This window comes from Bradyrhizobium algeriense (genome assembly GCF_003062295.1).
Classification (GTDB): Bacteria; Pseudomonadota; Alphaproteobacteria; order Rhizobiales; family Xanthobacteraceae; genus Bradyrhizobium; species Bradyrhizobium algeriense.
In genome coordinates this window covers 273622-294590 of record NZ_PYCN01000005.1, presented here as the reverse complement: position 1 = coordinate 294590, position 20969 = coordinate 273622, and the positions used below count along the sequence as shown (strand labels likewise).

Here is a 20969-nt window from a genome sequence, read left to right as displayed (position 1 = left end):
ATCCAGTTTGAGGACATGCTGAGAGCGATGGCGCGAGAGTACGGAGTACGCAGTGACATGAACGGAAGGGAGGAGGCCGTCGCCAGGAGGTTGCGTGTTCTGATTCTTGCCGAAGCCGCTAATCCGGAATGGACCAGTGTGCCTCTTATCGGTTGGAGCTTGACTAACGCACTGTCAAAGGTTGCCGACGTGCACCTCGTTACGCAAGTCCGCAATAAGGCGGCCCTGCTTCGAAAAGGCTGGGTCGAAGGGGAAGCCTTTACCTCGATTGACAATGAACGAATCGTCGAGCCCATGCATTCCATGGCTTCCCGTTTGCGAGGTGGCCACAATCAGGCCTGGACGACGGTCATGGCATTTACAGCTTTTGCGTATTACTCGTTCGAGCTGCAGGTGTGGAAGCATTTTCGCCGCCAGTTAATCGCCGGCGAGTTCGACGTGGTCCATCGTATCACGCCGCTGAGCCCCACCACCCAGAGCTTGCTCGCCGCGAAACTCGCCAGGCATAACATTCCGTTCGTGCTTGGACCGTTGAATGGTGGCGTGCCTTGGCCAAAGGGCTTCCGCCACCGTCAGTATGCCGAGAAAGAGTTTCTTTCGCACATCAGGCCGCTGCACCGGTTAATGCCGGCGTACCGATCTACTCGGAAAAACAGCGCAGCAATCATCTCGGGATCGAGATTTACGCAAAGTGAACTGCCCGATTGGGTACGCCAGAAGAGCATCTTCATTCCAGAGAACGGCGTAGACGTCGATCTATTCAGCAATTCCAGAAAGGAAAATTCATCGCTCCCCTTGCAGGCGGCTTTCGTCGGGCGACTGGTGCCGTACAAGGGGGCCGACATCTTGATCGAAGCTGCCAGACCATTCCTGGAAGCTGGCTCTCTGAAGCTGCACATTCTCGGTAACGGGCCTCAGAAGCCGCTTTTGCAGCAGAGGGTCGAAGCGCTTGGCCTGCAGGAAAGCGTCATTTTTCATGGCTGGGTTCCGCATGCCGACATTCAGACGAAACTACATGCCTGCGATTTCCTCGGATTGCCAAGCATCAGAGAGTTCGGCGGCGGCGTGGTCGTGGAGGCGATGGCGCTCGGCGTTACTCCGATCGTCGCAGACTATGGCGGGCCTGCCGACCTCGTCGATGACAACACCGGAATCCGCGTGAAATTTAGCGACGAAGCGAGCCTGATCGAGGGCTTTAGGTCGGCGATCGGAAGCGTTATTCGGACACCCGAATTGCTGAACAAGCTCGGAAGCGCGGCGCGCGAGAAAGTGCTGCAGAGTCTGACCTGGGAAGCCAAGGCGCAGCAAATGCTGCGCATCTATGATGCAGTGAGATCCGGCACGCACGATCTGCGCGCGCTCGGTCTCGGGATCGGGCCGCAATGAGATTGGGTTATCTAGTTCCGGAGTTTCCTTCGCAAACTCATATCTTTTTCTGGAGAGAGATTGAAGCGCTTCGGCGGCTTGGTGATGAGGTATTCATCCTGTCAACACGGAAGCCTTCGCCGGATGCATGCAGGCACTACTTCGCGAAAGAGGCCGTGGCGAATACCCATTACTTGTTGCCGCCCAAGGTTGGCGCTCTGACTGGCTGGGTGCGCAGGGGCCTCACCGGAACGGGTTCGGCGTTTGCTTATCTGAGGCAGCTCGACACCTCACCCAAGGACAAAGTGCGCCAGATTGCCTACCTGATTTGCGCACTTGATCTGCTTGAGTGGGCCCGGAAAAATCGCATCGATCACATCCACGGCCATTCATGTGCGGATTCCGCCCACATACTCGCGCTCTCAAAGCGAATGGGCGGCCCTCCGTTTAGTCTGACGCTTCACGGCGATCTGGACGTTTACGGTCGCGACCATCGCGCCAAGTTTGCTGAGGCCGAATTCGTCTCTGCTGTCGGCAAACATTTGTGCGACCAGATCATCGAAAGGATTGGCTTACCGGAGTGGAAAGTCCTCCCGACGTTCATGGGTATCGAAACGTCCAGGCTCGCCGGACTGGGCCTGGAGCGGACAAGCCAGCCTGGCTCATTGCGGCTCGTGACGATTGCCCGCCTCCATCCAAACAAGGGGCATTTCCATGCGCTCGCTGCGATCCGGCGGGCGCGTGACGAGGGCATGAACGTCACCTACACCATCGCAGGCGAGGGGACGTTCAGGGAGGCCATCGTCGCGAAAATAAGCGAATATGGCTTGGAGAATTCCGTCAAACTGACTGGAACGGTCTCTGAGAACGAGGTGTTCGGGTTGCTTTCCGATGCCGATGCGTTTCTTTTGACGAGCGTGGGCATGGGCGAGGCTTGGCCGGTGTCCGTAATGGAGGCCATGGGGGCCGGTCTTCCCGTCATTTCGAGTATAATCGGTGCGACACCTGAGATGATTCGTTCGGGTGTTGATGGTTTTCTTGTCGCCCAGCGGGACGAGGACGGCATATTTGATAAGGTTATGGTTCTGGCTGCAGATATTTCTGTCCGCCAAAGAATTGGCGCTGCTGCGCGACAGACCGCGTCCCATCGGTTCGACGTGGCAGCAAGCGCTATTTCGTTGCGTGATGCGATAATTGGTCAGCGTCTGGCTGGGTCTCGCAAGGAGCGCTTGGCGACGTGAAGTCCAGGCACTTGGGTCAACGAACGGTTCGTGACTGAAAGAGTATTGATGAGCAATGGATGCCTTGGTCAAAACAACAGGGACTAGATGAATAGCACGGTCGCGACTGTGGCTCTGCTGCTGTGGCCGATAGTATCCGTCGCGCTTTTTGCGACTCGGCCGGCGGTTCAGGCGACGCTGTGGACCATTGTCGGGGCGCAACTGCTTCTTCCAGTGGGAAGTGGAATCAAATTTGAAATGATTCCACCGTTCGACAAGGCGACGATTCCAAGTTTTTGTATTTTTTTCGGTTATCTGATCGCTGTCCGCCGGCCATGGCATCTGAGGTTCGGGTTAGCAGAAGTGCTTCTCGCTATGTTCCTATTCGGACCGATTGTAACATCTATGCTGAATGGTGATCCGGTCTTCGCAGGCAACCGTGTCATCCCGGGCGTTGGTATCTATGATGCCGTATCGGCTGTTGAATTCGGACTAATTATTCTGCTGCCTTTTCTTGTCGGGCGTGGATTGTTTCGAACGGAGCAGGCGAACGAAAGCATTATGAAAGTCCTGCTGGTTGCTGGATTGCTATATTCGATCCCCATGCTATTCGAGATGCGATTTAGTCCGCAGTTTCATGTTTGGGTATATGGTTATAGCCCAACTGATTTTATCCAGCAGGTTCGTGATGGCGGTTACCGTCCCATGGTGTTTATGGGACATGGGCTTACCGCAGCAACTTTCTTTTTTATGACCGTCGTTGCTGCGGTGGCGTTGCGACGGAGTGATCCTCCGCATCTTAGCCGATCTAGCGGTGGCAAAGCGGCTTATCTGGCCGCCGTCTTAGTCCTCTGTAGAAGTGCGGGTGCGACCGTTTTCGCTCTTGTTGTCGTCCCGCTGGTCTACCTCGCTAAACCTAAGCTTCAGGGGCGCGTAGCCGCAATCTTTGTCCTGCTTGCTCTGTTCTATCCAATGTTGCGAGTTGCTGACATGGTCCCGACTCGGCTGATGGTTGATCTTGCAGCAACCGTAAGCGCTGATCGCGCGGCGTCGCTTGGAGCACGGTTCGAGAACGAAACACTGTTGCTGGACAGAGCTTTGCAGCGTCCCGTGTTCGGTTGGGGTAGATTCGGGAGGAGCCGAGTCTACGATTCGGAAGGCAGGGACCTGGCCGTCACCGACGGTCATTGGGTAATCACGATCGGTCAATTCGGGATACTCGGCTTTGTCGCAGAATTTGGACTTCTCGCGCTGTGCGTCATAAAGGCTGCTGCAGCGTCACGAAAAGCCCGGTCATTTAAGGAAAGGGTATTGTTAACCGCTCTCGCGCTGATTGTGGCGACCAATGTTTTAGACCTATTGCCCAATGCCAGCCTGTTGCCCGTGACCTGGCTTTTCTCGGGAGCGCTATTGGGACGTGCGGAAGCCTTACAGTTAGTAGCCACACGAAAACCCAGTGCTTCTGAGGCTGACAGGTTTGGACGCCCTGACATCTTCCCGCCTGCGCCGCTGAAGGGGTGAACAGGTAGTTTATTTACTTAATAGAAAGTGGCGCGCCCGCAGGGGCCAAATTTAGGAAGTTCAGATTACTTGATTTGACAGCAAGCCGATGCACTTTGGGAGGCCAATGATGGAAATCTCACGCCGAAATTTTTTAAGCGCTGTATCCACGACTGCGGTAATCTTGGGAAGCCCGAGCGTGCTGAGGGCAGCTGCCCCTCCACCACGAAGTGCAAGCACTAAACCGGCATCCACAACGGGCCGAGCATTGATCGGCATGGCGCTTGAGTCGGGTATCTTCAAGAACCTGGCCCTTTCCGTGACGGATTACAAATCAAGTCAGGGTTATGCCTATCCGGCGATTCTGGACGAAAACAATTACCCGACGGCCACTCCCTCGGCCACCATCGCTGGAACAATAAAGCTACCCAGCAATTTGGCACCTTCGACTCCGATGGTACTAAAATGGTCGGGCACGGCGTCGATCCAGATCATGAGAGGCTCTCCGGGATTCGTTGTCACTTCCGGTGCGAACTATGTCTCCGGCGCGACCGCATTTAACCTCACTGTCGTCGGGACTAACGCGAGAATCGAATTCACTTTTGCCGGAGCGACTCCTGGTAAAATTCTATTCTGCTTCCTCGCTGGGGGACAGTTTTCGGGCCTTTCGAATGTAGTGCTGTGCAAGCTTTCCGATGAGGCTGCGATAGGCCGGGCGACAACACCCGAGGAAATGTTTGATGACGATTACGTTGCGGCTTACCGAACGCTCAATCCGAAAATCGTCCGCGCGATGGGATGGACAAATCCGAATGGTGGGAATGTCTCGCAGGCGAGATACCTTGCGCCATGGCGCACAGCCATTAACCTCATTGCCCAGCGTTGGGCTCCCGGTGCGTGGGCCGGCACCACGTCGGGAACCAACGATTACATCTGTGCAGCGCAAAGGGACGCAACGAAAGCTTATGTCGATGGGGAAATGATCCAACTCCAGTTCGGCAACGCAAATACGTCAAAGGCAATCACGGTCAACTCGGGAGGACGGGGTGCTGTGCCGGTCCTCGGAGGGGCCGGCGGCGGAACATGCCAGCCTTTGAACATCGGTCAAATCAAGGCCAACAGCCTTGCAACGCTTACCTACGATTCGATCCTGGGTTCATTCCTGTGGCAGTCGGACGGCCAAACAACCTGTATTCCCTATGAATTGCAGGTAGCTTTCGCCAATCGCGTAAACGCCGACTACTGGTGCAACTTCAGTGCATATATGGACGATGCGTCGATCACGTCGATAGCAAAGCTGGTACGGGACAAGCTGAACAGCAGCTTAAATGCATACTTCGAGTACGGGAACGAAGTTTGGAATTGGAGTTTCCCTATGACCGTTTGGTCAAACGCCAAAGGCGTAGCCTTGGGATTTCCGTCTGACAATGGGCGCCAGTTCTTCGGTTGGCATGCATTGCGGTCCCGCCAAATCATGGGTTTAGTGACCTCAAATTGGGCCCCCCGACAATCCGCGCAGCTCAAGCGCGTGATGGCATTCCAGGCCTTTGGAGGGGGACCGGCAACGAGCTACTACAAGCTGCAGGGGCGCGACTTAAACGGAGCTCTCTACCCGAAATATGCAGCCAAAGGATTCCCTAACTACAATGAGGCGCCAAATAGGCCCATCGACTATTTTGACGTGCTTTCGTATGCAACCTACTATTCGGGTGCGCAGTGTACCAATTTCGATGGCAACTACCTGAACCGCGGCGCTGCTGGTATCGCCGGATTGCTCACTGCCGCTGACGATTACGCGACCGCGGTGCCATCCAAAATGGCTTCCGCTTTGGCCTTTCTCGATAATGATATTCGCGCGGGAAAAACGGGCACCGGAGCCGCGGGAGGTGAAACTCTACTGTCACTAAACACCGGAATGCGTGGCGTAGGCATTTATCCGGTCTGGGAAGAGATTGCGAAAACCTTCAACAAGTCGGTCGTCTGTTACGAGGGGGGCCACGAAAGCTGGTACCCTTCGACTACGACCTGCACCGCGATGGGGATCTCGATCGCCTACGGTGGTCCGGAGGGTAAAATTGCCAAGCTCCTTGAGGCGTATAAGCAGTCAGACGCATTCGCTGCCCTTGTGCGGGACCAGATTTCCCAATTTATGGCTCAACCACATTCGCAGACGCCGGCATGGCTCTTAGTCCCTGGCAATAATCAGTGGGGCTTGAGTTCGGGAGACACTTACGCGCCGAAGTACAAGTCCTGGGACGCCCTTGTGGCCTTTAATAAACAGGCGGCCAATAACTAATAAGCCATTGCACCCGAGCAATGATTTTGCCCAGTTTCATACTTAAGCCGACGGAAAATGAAACGCGAAACGAAAGGGCTAAAATATCGCAAATAAAGGGCTGATCTTAATCTAGATTATGTTATATTTGTCGCCGAATTGTTTCGATTTTCCTTACCGTCTAGCAAAAAACGGAATGGTCAGACGGAAACGAAGAGGTTTCGGGACTGGATTTTATTGATTGCCCGTATCGGAGGAGCTTTTGCCTGAAACCAATTGGAGCCTTTTGGCTTCCCTGCGCATGGCCTTAGCGTTGATCGTAGCATGCGGACATTTAGTATGGTTCGACGACAGCATACTATCGCAGATTTGCGTGCCACTTAGTGGCAAGGCGGCGGTCATCGGCTTCTTTATGGTTTCCGGCTTTTCGATAGCTGCCTCTCTCGATAAAGACAGTCAGGGATTTTATTTCCGGCGCTTCAAGCGCATCTATCCGCTATACTTTTTCTGCGTCGCTCTAGCGATCATTCTTCAGGTCTGGCTCGGCAATTTCAAGCTACCGCACTATGAACTGGAGGCGAGTGGGCCGCTAACATCGATCGGTAACCTCCTGATGCTGCAGATGACGCTTGTTAAGAGCATTGCTTACGATGGGGTCGTCTGGTCGCTCGCTTTGGAATGCGGTTACTACCTGATCTCGCCTTATCTTTGCCGAATGCACGTCGGCCTCACCGTCGCACTTATCTTAATCTCAGCAGTCTTCTATCTGTTACCGTATGGCTGGAGTTCGAGTATCTTCTACACCATCCTGCTCAAGGCCAAGTTCATAACCTATTTTTGGGCTTACGGGATTGGTCTGGTCTTGTACTCTCACAGATCGCATATCGTGGCTGCGCTCTTCCTGGCGCTTGGCTTGGTTTTGGTCTATCTCTCGCCAATTACTTCAGAGCCACTATCCGTCGTAACGTTTGCCGCGGCTTATATTTTGCTTTTGATTGCCCGTGTTTGGCAAAGCAAATCAGCAATCTTGGACTATCTGGGCGATCTATCGTATCCATTATATCTGATCCACATTCCAACGTTCATCGTCTGTTATGCGCTTTTCGGCGTTACCAACGGTTGGCTTCTAGTTGCAGCGGCGATGGCAACATCGGCCCTCGCGTTTGAACTAATAGATGTGCGTTTGAAAAAGTGGCTTTTTGGCAGACGAAGCAATTTTAGCATGGCTGGAGCGCCGTCCTAACGCTGCAGGGCTTATTGCGATCCGGATAGCATCCTTCTCGACCTTGCCGCTGAGTTCCTCATCGCTGCGCGAGATCCGGTACCTCGAGACCGATTCGGCTAGGCATGGAAAGTCTGGCCACCTCAGCGCAGCGCCATGCATGAAACACCCAATCTCGGTGTCCATCAAAACCGGAAGCTGCTCAGATCGGCCGATCAGAGGATTAAGTCCTCCAGGTCTTGCTTCAGTTTCCTCTCACGTCTTTTCCGTGACTATGGAGGGGCGAGGCCGGCCAGCAAGTATTTCGCCCGATATGCGATGACCCATTCTTATCAGCGGACGTTCGATTGCAATCGCAAACGCCAAGGCGACGGCAGTTGCCAGGGCGAACGCAATAACCAGGTTGAGCGGCGCCAACACGAGCACTGAAACTGACCCTGCCAGCTTGCCTAGAGCGACCTCGGAGACGTTCAAGCAGAGGACGTGGACAAGATAGATTCCGTAGGACAGCCTGCCAATGAACACCAGTGCTGGATGAGCTAGAATCCTAACGCGCGCCGACTCTAAAGTTAGAAGCGCCGCCAGCAACAGGCCGCCAACGAGGCTGTAAAGAATATCGATTGGCTGTTGAAACGGCCAATAGGTGTAGAGCGGTGAAATGAACTGAACCGCTGCGAATATCAATAGGATCGCGCAAAGCCATAGCCGGCTCGAGAGAGTCCGAGCAATTGCGAAATATCGAGCTTCATTCAAGACGATTGCAACGGCGCACCCCACCAAGATATGAAAATAGGGAAAAAGCAGCATTCCATATCTTCCGAAGTGGGGAGACCAGGCGAATATGGCGATCATGGCCATGCAAGCCGGTAGCCGCCACGCGCGAAGTCTCCGGAGACAAACAAAGATGAGAACCGGCCAGACCAGATAGAACTTTTCCTCAATACCCAGCGACCATGAGTGAAATAGGGGGATATTGGACGTCGCTCCATTAACCCCAAAAAAGAACGGAATCTCCTGGAGATAGGTCAATAGGTACGGAAGAGCTCCGGAGAAATTCGCGGCTTTGTCGGACCGGATCTGCAGGCCGTAAATCAGGACAGCGTAAACCGCTACCGTGATGTAGTAGAGCGGAAAAATTCTAAAGGTTCGCCTGACGTAAAAGGCCGAGAGGTTAAGGCGACCGTTTTCGCGCTCCTCGCGCAACGCAAGGAAGGTTATCAGGTAGCCGCTCAGGATAAAAAACATCGTGACGCCGCGTTCGCCGGCGAGCCACGACCACTGCCCAATATGGGCATGAACCGTGATCGTCAGCAAAATGGAGATGGCGCGGATCCCGTCGAGCAGCGGCATCCTTGTCCGGCCCAGATATTCGGTATGTGTAAAACCTGCGCGCTTGACTGGACCTTGCGCAGTCGACGGGTCAGATTGGTGAACAATGTATGGGGTTGGGCGCATTGGCTATACTTTGAGGTGCTGAAATACTGATTTATCGAATAGTATGGCGAACAGATTGACCAATTTCATCGTCCTGATACGCGCGTTTAATCACCGGCGAGCTATTTCCGGGTAACGACCCACACGTTATCTAACGGCAGTATTTGGCGCTAGCCCTACCTCCAGGGTTCTTTCCAAGAGCCTGGATATTAACACTAACTGCCTATTCGAGCCCTGCGGGCTCGCGCAAGGCAGCGTATTGATTGCATGGGTTAGTCTTTAAAGGTATTTTTCGCGTACGTTGGATGTCTATACGAATGGGGAATCGTGGCGCCGACGTTCTATGGTTATTTCAACACAGCTTCGGGTTATTCAGTAACAGCTTAGCCGGCTCATTAAACGAACATCGGCGAGAATGAAAATAACTTTAGCCCTGAAGCGTTCTGCGAAGTTTACATGACATGTCGATTTGGCTCCGGGCTATACGCGTTCATCAGTGGCTGAAAAATCTGCTTCTCTTCTTGCCGGTTTTGGCCGGCCACAAGTTCACAGATTTATACACGATCCGGTGCGCACTATTAGGTTTTGCAAGTTTCTGCCTTTGCGCCTCTGCAGTCTATCTGATCAATGACATCGTAGACCTGAAGTCGGATCGCGCCCACCCGCGCAAGTGCAAAAGGCCGTTTGCCTCTGGCGCAATACCGGTAAAGCAAGGTGTCATAGTCGCTCCGATTTTTCTGGTCATCTCCATTTTGATGGCGGCTTATCTGTCCTGGCCGTTTCTTGGCGTTCTTATGCTGTATTTCCTGCTGACTTGCTCTTACTCGTTTTGGCTGAAGAACCAGGTGATAGTCGACGTCATGCTGCTGGCCGGGCTGTACACCATGCGGGTGCTGGCCGGGAGCGCTGCGACAGCGATCCTTCCGTCGTTTTGGCTCTTGGCCTTTTCCGTGTTTGTGTTCTTGAGCCTGGCGCTCGTGAAGCGATATTCTGAATTGATGTTGATGCGCGACCTGCAAAAGGAAGGCGCGGCAGGAAGAGGTTATTTTGTCCAGGACTCTGTGGTTCTGTTGAGTCTCGGCTCTGCGGCCGCCTATAGCGCCGTTCTGGTCCTCGCGTTGTATATCAATAGCCCCGATATGGTCGACCTCTATTCAAGTCGATGGCCATTGTGGTTGCTGTTGCCCCCTTTTCTTTACTGGATGACACGCATCTGGCTTAAAGCTCATCGAGGGGAGTTACATGAGGATCCGCTCGTATTTGCGGTGACCGACAAGCAAAGCTGGGGCGTCGCCATGACATCTGGCATTGCACTCATTGCTGCGACCGTGATGTAGCCTGCAATGCTGGCAAAAAGAACGCATCTGATCGCGTCGATTTTCTTTTTGGTCAGCGTGGCGGCACTGACTGCACTCGCCGATCGAAATGGTTACGAAGGAGACGATCTAAACTCTATCCTTCCAATGCTTCATCTCGACCAGGCAAAGCGCGGCGAATTGCTGATCTATCGATATGGTTGGCAGCCACTCGCCTATGAGGTCGGCGCGGCCGTATTTTGGATCACTCGAACGCCATCGGCCATATTTCTACTCGCGCCAATCGCGGGCGCCATCTCCCTGACGTTGCTGCTCCTTACAGCTTGGGGCGACAAGCGCTCATGGTGGGGGCTTGGAAAGGCTCTTGTTGCGCTTCTCGCCATACCGGAGCTTTGGTTTTCGGGCCTCTACTTCAATTCCACCGTTCTCGGCTTGCCCTTTGCGTGCGCCTCTATGCTGCTCTTGCGATGGAGGGCAGGGCCCGCGTCATTCTTGTCTGGTTTGCTCTTGGGCATCGCAACATTAATGCGCTTGGACCTTGGGCTAGCTGTCGGCGTCTTTTCCTTGTTGGCCTGGAAGCAGAGCCGCTCTCTACGCGAGGTGCTGCTATTCAACTGCGCGGTCTTCGTAACGATTGGCGCTTCATACTTTGCAGGACTATTTAATCCCTACGAGATTCTGGATATTTTTGCCGCCTCTACCAGGGAAATGGCGGACAAAGCGCAGAGCCTTGGCTGGGATCTCAGAACGAAGCTTGGGGTATTGTCTGTAATGTTCAGCCCTCTGGGATGGGTGATCTTGCTGCTCGGAGGGCCTATTGCCGCGCTACGATGTTATCAGGAAAGAAAAATTGTCTCTCTCGTCTGGGTCGTGGCAATTGCACCCGTTTGCTTGCCGTTGCCAAATTTGCTTAGCGTAAAGTATGCCGTGCCATTGCTGATGTTCTTTCCCGCCATCCTGGTGGAATGCTTGTCATCCGCGGAGCGCGCTGTGTCTGCTCGCTTCCGGAAATGGCCATTATTCATTTCAGGCGCGGCGACAGCGGGTTTGCTTTTTTTTTCGGCGAGCTTTTACGGACGAGCCCCGTACCTCATGCTGGAGACGCGCGCCTCGCGTCAGGTTGGTACGCACGATGGCACTCGTTCTTACGGCGGCTATTTTTGGCAAATGTTCGCTGTGGGGCAGGGAACTGAACTAACTCCACATCAGGAGTTCGCGCAAAAGGTCCTTGGTGAACTTCGTGAGGTGAACGGTCCTGACATAGTCGTTGCAGGAAACGAGAACTTCTTCAACCCAGGTGGGGCAGGATGGCGCGATCTTCAGCTATCGTTGGAGGCTGACGGGATCCATGGATCAGTAGTCGCTCCACATACGATCCAATTTGAGCTGAATGGCCGAAGGCTGACGTTGATCCGCGACGTTCCGGCAAAGATCGAGGCGCTGTTGGACCGAGGCCGAGGGCTCAAAGTCTACGATCTTCGAGACGAACTTAGAAGCGAATAGCGGCTGCTTGACGCGAGCGTCGATATTTCGCTCGGCTGGGAGATTGTTTGATCTCACGCTTTCCTCTTGAAAAGAACTTTATCTTCCCAAGACTTCTTGACTTCATAGTTCCGTACAATTTGCGACAAGAGGATTTTCAAAGCCTCAGGTCCTCTTTCATTGAGCCCTAGGGTCTCTACTTTCCAACCTTCTGGCAAAGTTGTTAGATCCAGCAAAATAAATTTCGGTCTATTGCTTTCAAGTTCGCGATCGAACTCCCTTAGCCAAGAGCCAAATCTCGGATTGTCAGTTCTCACGAGAGAGAAGAGTGGAGTGTCAACAAATCGAGTGGCTGAAAGTCTCTCCGAGAGGAAAGCGGCATCATAGTTCCAGCCCCACTGGAAAAAACGATCTCGCTGCCCGCTCTCCGCTTCCACCAGTGAAACGATCTCTGCAATAGTTTGATCTCTCGGCGTTGCAATTTCTGGATCGCGATAATAGGGAACAAGATTGTTCTGAATTCTTCGTCCCAGACCTAGGCAAAGAATCAAGACGAAGAGACACGCCAGGGCGCGAGAAACGGGCGCCATACTAGGCGTGCCGCGCCGAAAGAATGCCAACTCAATTCCTCCCAAGGCACTAAGGAATAAGATTGGTATCAGGCCTCCGAGATGATAGCCAAATCCTTTGCCCTGAACAAAAAAGGAAACAATGCTCGTGATCGCCATGCCCAACAAAGCGATTGCGTGAAACCGAACCGCTCGTGACGTCCAGAACAACGAAGCGGCCGATCCAAGAATAAAGAGCCAGAAAAAATGCTCTTTAACGCGCTCGAAAAATATCAAAGGACCGTTCTTTGGAGCAGAAGCCTGATAGACACCAAGCACAAAAAGAATCCCATCGGTAAACCAATTCTCCAAAGTGTTTGTAGCCAATCCGGCTGCCAAAAAAATGAACGGGAAGATTGTCGTTCCGATCGTAAGGCAGAGTGCCGCAGAGAACAGCCTCTTCGTGCTTGGCGAGTCGGTGGCCGCGCGCCAACTTAATAGAAGAAAAGGAAGAAAGGCCAAATACGTAGGCCGAAGCATCACCGCGTATCCCAGAGGTAAGCCTGCCAAGATGAGCTTCTTCGGCTCAGCTACACGAAGCGCTGCGAGCACGGCGCAAGAGCCAATCAAGAGGTGCATTGCGACAATGTCGCGATGTCCCGCCATCCACGTTCCTGATGTTACGTATAAAATAGGATAGGCCATGGTTGCAGCGATTGCTGCATATCTAAGGCTCGCTGATCGAAGGAAGAAATAAAGGGCTGCTAGCGCGGGCATTAGTAGCAGCATGTCAGTAAGTCGAGCCGTCCACCTGTGCACGCCAAACAAGCGTATCCCCAGCTCATGGATCACGAGGTTGCCTGGCCACGTCACATCAAAGCTGCCCGCATACCACTGAACACCATGAAGTCCCTGCCACGCGATGTAGTCATACAACGACTGGTCAGGCGACGGTGACAAGGAGCAGTAGTAAGCGCCGCAGCTGGCGACCACCACGGTAAGGGCAGAGGCGGTCGTTTTGGTGATCACGGCAACACCTGTATTGCACAGCAAGAGAGGGCGACTGAAATGCGCCCCGCCTCTCGCAGCCTTGTTTGTCCATGATAGAAAAAATCTAAGGAGTCATCGCGGAAGTCGCAGCAGCGCACGAGTGAGCAGTGATCAAGACGTCTATCGAGCTTATGAGGATAAAAAACCGTTGTCAGTGTCGAGCCGCTCACGGCAATTTCCTCGGCGAAGCCTTGCGCTTTCTATCCGGGCTCAGACCCTTGCCGCTGAACATGACGTAAAGAAACACCAGCAGCCATGCCGCGATAAATGCCCTCCCAATCCATTCCATCGCTCAGGCCATTCTGTCCGTTTTTCCGGCGCTCATCTCAACACCGCATAGTATCGTTGGAGCCGCTCGCGGCATAAGGCTGGGTCGAAATCCTTCTTTCTGAACTCGGCCATGATGCCGTGGGTAGCAACAAGGTCAGCGAAATCCTCGATCACCTCATACTCCCGTCCGACGTAGTCATCGACGATCATTCGGGTGTCGCGCGTAACATGTAACAAGCTTTCCAGCGCGCACGCAACGCGCATGCGTCCATCGACCAGAATGGTATCCGGGACCTCATTGAGGACCTGCCAGGGAGCCTGAGGGTACCGCTTCCAGCGTTGGATTCGTGACGGGGTAGCCCGGCTAAAGACCGGCGTTCCCCAGTGTGCGGTCATCCCAATATGAGGATTAAGTAGGTGGATTTCGGCCTTGCTTTCCTTCGCAATCTTCCGCTCTACGGCTTGCATGAAGACAGGGTCGCTTTCTACGCTCACGAGGGTCTTTACGTGTTTGGCTGCTTGGACGGTCGATCCGCCGCTGCCATATTCCAGATAAATCCTGGTATCCTGGATGATCGAGTTGAAGAATGCCAATCCCTCCGGCTCGAAGTGCGGAGTAGGTTCGACGTCAAGCCCCGTAATATGTTTTCTGGCAACGAAAACAAATGCCTTCGCGAGATAAGTGACTTTGTTCATTGGCTGCCACCTCACGTTGCTCTCCTCTAGTCTGTTCGGACAAGCAACTTGGGTCGGTAGACCGCCTTCTGTTTTCATAAATACAAAAATGAGCTGGAGGCCGCACATCCGAACGGGCCCTCAGCGTGAATTGCGGATAGCAGCTCCGAGCGCGGCTTGAAACGACCGCGAACGGTCGAAGAACTGTTGGCGAAGTGGTCGGCAGGCGGCTGCAAGTTGGTCGTATAGCGAAGGTGATTCGGCTAATTTCACGATCTCGTTCGCATAGCTCCCGATATCATCAGTTTTCGCCTCGATGCAGGCGAGCTTAAGCACCTCCAATGCCGGCACGACTGGATTGGTGATGACCGGTCGTCCCAAAAGAATGGGTTCGACCACAGTCATTGCCATTCCCTCCGCGAAGCCGCTGCGCGTTGGTACAATCGAGGCATGGCTCGATCGAATATACTGTCGCAATTGTTCGGGCTCTGTCCAGCCACGAATGGCAACCACTTTGTCGAGCCCAAGCTCGCTGCATCGCGTTCTCAGTTCATCCAGAGCGCTACCCGAGCCGCAAATGTCCAGCTTCACGCCGCCAGGAAGTCTGGCGTCGACCTTCTGCATGATGTGCAGCAGGTCGAAAACGCCCTTGTCAGCGGTAACCCGCCCAGCGAAGAGGAGGCGTAGCGGAGAGTCAAAGCTCGGCGGCTCCGCGGGGTGGTAGAGTTCGGGCTGAAATTGTATCGTGAATGGATACAAAGGACCCGACTTGCTGCGCGTAATTTGATCGACCTGACGCAGGCACGCTGGTGAAACGCCCAGAGTCGCGGTCGCCAGCCATCTGAAAAAAATCGAATCCAGGATAAGCAAGAGACGACGAACTAGAGAGGTTGGCGGAAATCCCGAGGGCCATAGAGTATTGTGGAGTACAGGGATAACCTTGATACCAAACAGTCGAAAGATCGACATGGCAAAGTAATGGGTTGTGCCGGATTGGAGAACGGCATAGTCAGCGCGAAATTGACGCGCCGTCCTCAGCAGCCCAACAGCATACATTAGTTCAGAAAGATGATAGTTCAGTCGGGGGGATTGTAGTTTGGGCCGGTGTTCAATGATAAATTGGCCGTCTTTCAGAAGACCGGGAGTTCCGTTGGAAGATACGATGTATGCCGAAGCGCCGAGCTCGACGCACAGCGACTCGAATTCGCTCGAGAAGGTTACCGACATTTGGCTCGGCTCGGCTTTGCCGGCACGCCAGTTTCTATGAGCCTCGATGACGTTCCCTGGCCCTGCGGCAAAAAGGATTCGTAAACTCATTTCACACGTTCAGCAAATTGGTTCAATATACGGGGCCGCCGGCGGCAACTAGCGGAGAAGGTAAAGACGCTTGCGGCGATGAAGTCCTCATTCATTGGTATCACTCGATGGGGAAAACTCGATTGATATCGTAACCCCGCCTCGCTTGGTAGTACAATAACTTTCCCTGCGAACTCAGTTTCGGGGAAGTGTTAGCGAAGTTTGGGAATTTAAAGTGATGTTTCGAGCGCGCGAAGCAGGGGCGTGATGTTGTCGAGGTATAGTCTTTTGCCGTTAACGGCGCGAATTCGCGGGAGGGCTGACCTTGCCCAGCGAATGAAGGACATCGCCGCTGAGCGAATTGAGTTGCATCCTGCCGATCAAAGTCGGGCCCCACCTGCAGTTGCGCTTCCTGGCGAGTTTGACCGTGTGGTAAAGGTCGAGCCAAGTTCAACTCTTACCCAGCAACGTAGTTATACCGAAGATACTGCTTTCAGTCATGGGGCGACGGTCGCTTATCGCATCGGTGACGCCATTCTGGCAGATCATACACTGTATTCGTCTGGAGCTTACGAAACCTTTCGGCCCGGTGGAAAGCGGGTTGTGTTGACCGGACCGTATGATGAGTTCTCGGAAGCGCAGCTTTGCACTTATGCCTCCTCCAGTATCTATTTTGGGAACTGGTTGAGAGAAGCGCTAACATTGGAGTTACTTGCGGAGCACCGTGGGCTCACGCCATTGAGCTTTAAGAAAGCGCCGTGGATGCACGAGCCGGGCTATCGAAAGATGATGAGCCGACAGGTGACGCAGACTTCCTTTGCCCGGGTAGGGCGCTTATGGGTGATTGACGATCGTGGACTTAACGCTGGCTGGGTCAAACGATTCCAAGAACTCCGTACGCGGGTCCGAACAGCAGTGAAGTCTCGCGGTCCGACTCATGTGTTTCTGGCGCGCGGTAAACGGGGGTCTCCCCGTGAACTGCTCAATGCTCAGGCCATCTCTGATTTGCTCGTGGCTCGTGGGTTCGTCGTCATCGAGCCCGAACTCCTGTCGCCACAAGAAATCGTAGATGCATTGGGCTCGGCAAGGATTGTCATCACCGTAGAGGGATCTGCAATTAACCATGCACATTATACTGTTCCGGAAGGTTCAGGGATCCTCGTCATCGAGCCACCTGACCGCTTTAATGCCTTCCACAGGGTACTGACGAGTTTCAACGCTATTCGTTTTGGCTACGTGGTTGGAGACCCCGCTGTTGGCGGCTTTAGCTTGCAACCCGATCGGTTGCTTAAGACCCTGGACTGTTTGGAGACGTCCCTGTCACGATGATCGTCAGTACCTGTTTGGATAGGTTTTTTACCTGAGTACATTGTAAAAAAGCGCTGTCGGCCTACCCAGCACGAGGACGAGTAGCGCTCTCTCTCTCTCTCTCTCTCTCTCTCTCTCTCTCTCTCTCCTTTGGGCTTTCCGAAATTGGGGCGATTCCCAATCGAGTGAACTACGCGGCTCAGCCGCCTGAATAGTTGGGCTCGATGGATCAGGGCACAAAAGTCATTCGGGTTCCGCTTGTTCAGGGCGAAAAACACTGGCGGAAGAAAATGGGCGACGGTGGTGCGTAGCTTAAGCCGAGCATACGATCATCACTTGTATTCCAATATCTTGCTGTGTTGACCGGTGAGGCGATCGCGCAGGAATCTGATCTGTCCGATGCTTTCTGCTAGTCGCGCAAGCTGCTCAAGGATAGCAAACTGAAATCGGCTCTTCAAAGCTCCCGAAAGTCGGAGGACCCGGCGCAAGAGTTGCAGCGGATAGACGAGGAGAAGCGCAAGACCTTGCAATCCGAACAGAGCCACCGCCAACGCACAGACAGCGGGAATCCCCATTCCCCATATCCAAGCGCGCCGGCTTTCCCACACCCAAAGCCGTTCCGGTGGTGATCCGTGCACCTGACGTCCAAGGGCGAACGCATAGCCGCTGCGAACCATACGAAGCCACCACTGCCCAAACCTGGTGATGGCGGCGTCGTGCAATGTCATTTCGTGGTCGATGCGCCAGATCTTCCATCCGACCGAGCGCAGCCGAACACAAAGCTCAGGCTCCTCGCCCGCAATAAAATCTTCGCGATATCCGCCCACCTTTTCGAGCGCCTGTCTGCGCATCATCACGTCACCACCGCAGGCGCGGGCAATGCCGACCGGAACGTTCCATTCATCATCACAGATACGGTTGTATATGGATCGATCCGGATAGCGTTCGCGTCGGCGCCCGAATACCGCGCAGACCTCGTCGTGCGCTTGCAGGAATTCGACCGCCCGATGCGGCCATTCCTTCACTAGCTCGCAATCCCCGTCCACGAACTGCACGTAGTTCAGATGGGGCGCTAATTGCTTCAAGCGCGCAAAGCCGGCGTTGCGTGCCCTGGCGGCGGTAAATGCTCTGCTCATATCGAGCGCAACCACCGTCACCCCCCGACTACGCGCCCACTGAACGGATCCATCGGTCGAGCCAGAATCGACATAGACGATCAACTCGGCCTCCGAAGCCGAAGCGAGGCACCGCTTAAGGCGCTCGCCTTCGTTGCGCCCAATCGCGACTACACCAAAATGGGATGAGGCGGACGTCCGCATCAGTGATCGTGTAGGTCCAAAGACGATGACCGGCGCGGTTTGATGATCGCCGGAACTCCGGTCGCGATGGAATTTTCGGGGACATCCACGAGCACGACAGCATTCGCTCCGATGATCGAATTATCTCCAATCTTGATTGGGCCAAGCAGCTTTGCTCCCGCGCCGATATCGACATTGTTGCCGATGACCGGCGCGCTGGGCTCCTCGATCCGGCGGAGGCCTACCACGACGCCGTTGCGGATTCTGCAGTTATCTCCAAAGCGCGCATAGCCGCTGACGATGATACCGCCGAAATGGTCGATGACGAAGTTGCGTCCCACGATCGCTTCGCACGGTAGCTCGATGCCCGTTACGATCTGCACCAACTTGAAGAGGATTTTGTATGTCAGCGAGCAAAGTCTTCGGAGCGGTTTCGGCCGCACCGTATAGCGCCATTGGCCAAACCGATATACGATCATTACCCAAAATCCTTGGGCGCCCCAATCTCGACCGTGAGCACGAAAATCACTGCGGATGTTATCGAACATTAACGTCGCCGATCCGGAAGGTGCGCAGAGCTTTGCAAGTTGCGCGCTCCGTCAAGTTACAAATCCAGCCTATAGTGTCGCGAGTATTCGTGCGCTCAAAGAATCCATGAATATATGATGACCCAAGCATCGTGATCTGATCAAACCCAATCCGGGAAAGCTGTTATCCGGGGTGGTAAATCTTGCCGAATCCCACTGCCACCGCGTGGCTGTCGATATCGGTAATGACTACCGCATTTGCGCCAATTCGAGCATGAGGACCGATCCGGACAGGACCCAGGATCTTTGCGCCCGCCCCGATGTCAACGTGACCTCCGATCTCGGGAACCCCGCCCTGCTCGCGGTGGCCCAAAGTCACCTGATGGAAGATCAGGCAGTTGACGCCAATTTTCGCGTCGGGATGAATAACAATGCCGTTAGGATGTGGGATGAGGAGGCCGCCGCCGATCTGACAGGTTAGCGGGATATCTGCGCCGGTGACGACGCTCCAAAAGCGGTGGCGCAGGACAAGAATTTTGCAGAAAAAATGACCGAGGAGGCCGCCGCGAGCGCGCCAAAATTGATAGCGTCGGACGGACAGAAGGAGCTTCCGCCCAGGATCCCAGAATTGCCTTGGAACCTCGCGCGTCCAATCTGGAATATCGGCGCTGATCTGGTTCATTGGCTCGTTTAATCTCTGAGGTAGCCGTGCTGGGAGGTTAGCCGACTCGTTGGGTGACAATCCTGATTTATATGGAGATTCCCCGGTCCCTGCGATACAGAATTGAGATGGGTGGTAAGGTTTTCATAATATTAGTTAAATTCCCCACGCCGACTTAATAGGCGCCACAGTAATTAATCACATAAACTAAAACGATTTTACCGGTTAAGGATTTGGTAGTAAATCGTCGCCGCGGCTCGTGCATTGCATTCGGATTTCGCCGTCCGTTGATGGGTATTTCGTAAGAAAGTGTTTGTGATGTTAAAGGTTTTGCGGGTTTCCGACGGCGGTTCAGCGCCCGGAGAGAACGTCGAGGAGAGCCTCAGGGAGCGATGGAATTCCGACGATCTGGACCGAGATGTCTATGGCCTGCTGGGTCTGCCGATTGATGCGATCAATTTCGCAAATTTGCTCCAATCAATGGATGCCGCAAAGGACGCGTCTGCGCCCTTTCTTGTTTCTACGCCAAACGTCAATTTCCTTGTCAAAAGCCAGACTAACGTCGACTTCCGAGAATCCATATTGGCAAGCGACTTATGTTTGGCTGACGGCATGCCGCTTATCTGGATAGCGAAGCTGCTTCGCGTTCCGGTACATGAGCGCGTAGCAGGGGCTGACCTTTTTGTGAAACTGAAATCGACGGTTCGGGCAGGGCGCCCGCTTAAGATTTTTCTGCTTGGGGGTGCAGAAGGTGCGGCTGAAAGGGTGCGTACCAAACTCAATTCGGAAAAATGCGGCTTGGAGTGTGTTGGAGCGCTCAATCCAGGGTTTGGAACGCTCGAACAAATGAGTTCCCGGGGCATCATCGACGCAATCAACGCGAGCGGCGCCGATCTGCTGGCCTTGTTCTTTGGTGCCGAGAAAGCCCAGCAATGGTTGATCTACAATCATCACCGACTGCAACCGCCGATTCGTGCTCAGTTTGGCGCCACCATTAACTTCGAGGCTGGAACCGTAAAACGAGCGCCACAGCTTCTCAGGAGTACCGGATTCGAATGGCTTTGGCGTATCAAGGAAGAACCTTATCTTTGGCGTCGTTACTGGAACGACGGGAAAGCTCTTTTAAGGCTGCTTGTCACCTGCGTGCTGCCCCTCGCGATTACTGCCCGCCGAGCCAACGCCAATTTCCTCACCATTGAGGCCGCCGCCGATCCGTCCTTCGTCACACTGCGATTGTCGGGATCTGCTACGATCGACCACATTGACCAGGCAATTGACCAGTTTCGGGCTGCTCTTGCGACCAGCAAGCAAATTATCGTTGATCTGGCTCATACGGATGGCATCGATCCGCGGTTCTTCGGATTGCTTCTGATGGTTCGTAAATGTCTTGCAAGCCGGGGCAAGAAACTGGTCTTCGCGGGTATGTCCCCTGAAGTAAGGCGGATGTTCAGTTTGAACAGGTTTGACTACCTGCTCTCACCCTGACCGTTGCCCAAGATGCTCTGTGTCCTAAATGAAAGAT

Annotated in this window: 16 protein-coding genes; 9 read left to right on the top strand and 7 right to left on the bottom strand. The window is 54.0% G+C overall.

What is annotated here, in order from left to right:
- The first annotated feature begins 57 nt into the window (after positions 1–57).
- The 5 genes from C7G61_RS14290 to C7G61_RS14270 all read left to right on the top strand — a co-directional run bounded on the left by C7G61_RS14290 (position 58) and on the right by C7G61_RS14270 (position 7603).
- Positions 58–1386, top strand: a complete 1329-nt coding sequence (locus tag C7G61_RS14290; RefSeq protein WP_108515098.1) for a glycosyltransferase family 4 protein — start codon at positions 58–60, stop codon at positions 1384–1386.
- The gene (locus C7G61_RS14285; RefSeq protein WP_108514978.1) at positions 1383–2606 is read left to right on the top strand and encodes a glycosyltransferase; all 1224 of its coding nucleotides are present in this window, start codon (positions 1383–1385) and stop codon (positions 2604–2606) included. The genes C7G61_RS14290 and C7G61_RS14285 overlap by 4 nt, the downstream gene beginning before the upstream one ends.
- A gap of 87 nt (positions 2607–2693) precedes the next feature.
- Positions 2694–4106, top strand: a complete 1413-nt coding sequence (locus C7G61_RS14280; RefSeq protein ID WP_108514975.1) for a hypothetical protein — start codon at positions 2694–2696, stop codon at positions 4104–4106.
- 247 nt (positions 4107–4353) lie between these two features.
- Positions 4354–6381, top strand: coding sequence for a hypothetical protein (locus C7G61_RS14275; protein WP_210205913.1), 2028 nt, complete (start codon positions 4354–4356; stop codon positions 6379–6381).
- A 241-nt stretch (positions 6382–6622) separates the two neighbouring features.
- Positions 6623–7603 carry an acyltransferase family protein gene (locus C7G61_RS14270; RefSeq protein ID WP_145963612.1) on the top strand — a complete coding sequence of 327 codons (981 nt, stop codon included), beginning with the start codon at positions 6623–6625 and terminating at the stop codon, positions 7601–7603.
- Positions 7604–7837: 234 nt separating this feature from the next.
- On the opposite strand, the gene C7G61_RS14265 is transcribed toward C7G61_RS14270, so the two are convergent.
- Positions 7838–8932 carry an acyltransferase family protein gene (locus C7G61_RS14265; protein ID WP_190241811.1) on the bottom strand — a complete coding sequence of 365 codons (1095 nt, stop codon included), beginning with the start codon at positions 8930–8932 and terminating at the stop codon, positions 7838–7840.
- Positions 8933–9477: 545 nt separating this feature from the next.
- On the opposite strand from C7G61_RS14265, the gene C7G61_RS14260 reads away from it, so the two are divergent.
- Together C7G61_RS14260 and C7G61_RS14255 are read left to right on the top strand one after the other, a co-directional pair.
- Positions 9478–10353, top strand: coding sequence for a UbiA family prenyltransferase (locus C7G61_RS14260; protein WP_108514966.1), 876 nt, complete (start codon positions 9478–9480; stop codon positions 10351–10353).
- Between the two features lie 6 nt (positions 10354–10359).
- A complete protein-coding gene (locus C7G61_RS14255; RefSeq protein ID WP_108514963.1) occupies positions 10360–11835 on the top strand; it encodes a hypothetical protein in 1476 nt (491 codons plus the stop codon).
- A 53-nt stretch (positions 11836–11888) separates the two neighbouring features.
- On the opposite strand, the gene C7G61_RS14250 is transcribed toward C7G61_RS14255, so the two are convergent.
- From C7G61_RS14250 to C7G61_RS14240, 3 genes are all read right to left on the bottom strand, one after another.
- Positions 11889–13391 carry a glycosyltransferase family 39 protein gene (locus tag C7G61_RS14250; RefSeq protein ID WP_190241810.1) on the bottom strand — a complete coding sequence of 501 codons (1503 nt, stop codon included), beginning with the start codon at positions 13389–13391 and terminating at the stop codon, positions 11889–11891.
- A 342-nt stretch (positions 13392–13733) separates the two neighbouring features.
- Positions 13734–14378, bottom strand: a complete 645-nt coding sequence (locus C7G61_RS14245) for a hypothetical protein (RefSeq protein ID WP_145963611.1) — start codon at positions 14376–14378, stop codon at positions 13734–13736.
- 120 nt (positions 14379–14498) lie between these two features.
- A complete protein-coding gene (locus C7G61_RS14240) occupies positions 14499–15674 on the bottom strand; it encodes a glycosyltransferase family 4 protein (RefSeq protein ID WP_108514957.1) in 1176 nt (391 codons plus the stop codon).
- 315 nt (positions 15675–15989) lie between these two features.
- On the opposite strand from C7G61_RS14240, the gene C7G61_RS14235 reads away from it, so the two are divergent.
- On the top strand, positions 15990–16982 hold the full coding sequence (locus tag C7G61_RS14235) for a glycosyltransferase 61 family protein (RefSeq protein WP_190241809.1): 993 nt from the start codon (positions 15990–15992) through the stop codon (positions 16980–16982).
- Between the two features lie 311 nt (positions 16983–17293).
- On the opposite strand, the gene C7G61_RS14230 is transcribed toward C7G61_RS14235, so the two are convergent.
- The 3 genes from C7G61_RS14230 to C7G61_RS14220 all read right to left on the bottom strand — a co-directional run bounded on the left by C7G61_RS14230 (position 17294) and on the right by C7G61_RS14220 (position 19468).
- Positions 17294–18280, bottom strand: coding sequence for a glycosyltransferase family 2 protein (locus C7G61_RS14230; protein ID WP_108514953.1), 987 nt, complete (start codon positions 18278–18280; stop codon positions 17294–17296).
- Entirely contained in the window at positions 18280–18807 is a 528-nt protein-coding gene (locus C7G61_RS14225; protein WP_108514951.1) for a serine O-acetyltransferase, read from the bottom strand. The genes C7G61_RS14230 and C7G61_RS14225 overlap by 1 nt, the downstream gene beginning before the upstream one ends.
- 163 nt (positions 18808–18970) lie before the next feature.
- Positions 18971–19468: a serine acetyltransferase gene (locus C7G61_RS14220; protein ID WP_108514949.1), complete on the bottom strand. Its 498-nt coding sequence runs from the start codon at positions 19466–19468 to the stop codon at positions 18971–18973.
- Between the two features lie 297 nt (positions 19469–19765).
- On the opposite strand from C7G61_RS14220, the gene C7G61_RS14215 reads away from it, so the two are divergent.
- Positions 19766–20932 carry a WecB/TagA/CpsF family glycosyltransferase gene (locus C7G61_RS14215; protein WP_145963609.1) on the top strand — a complete coding sequence of 389 codons (1167 nt, stop codon included), beginning with the start codon at positions 19766–19768 and terminating at the stop codon, positions 20930–20932.
- Positions 20933–20969: the final 37 nt, after the last annotated feature.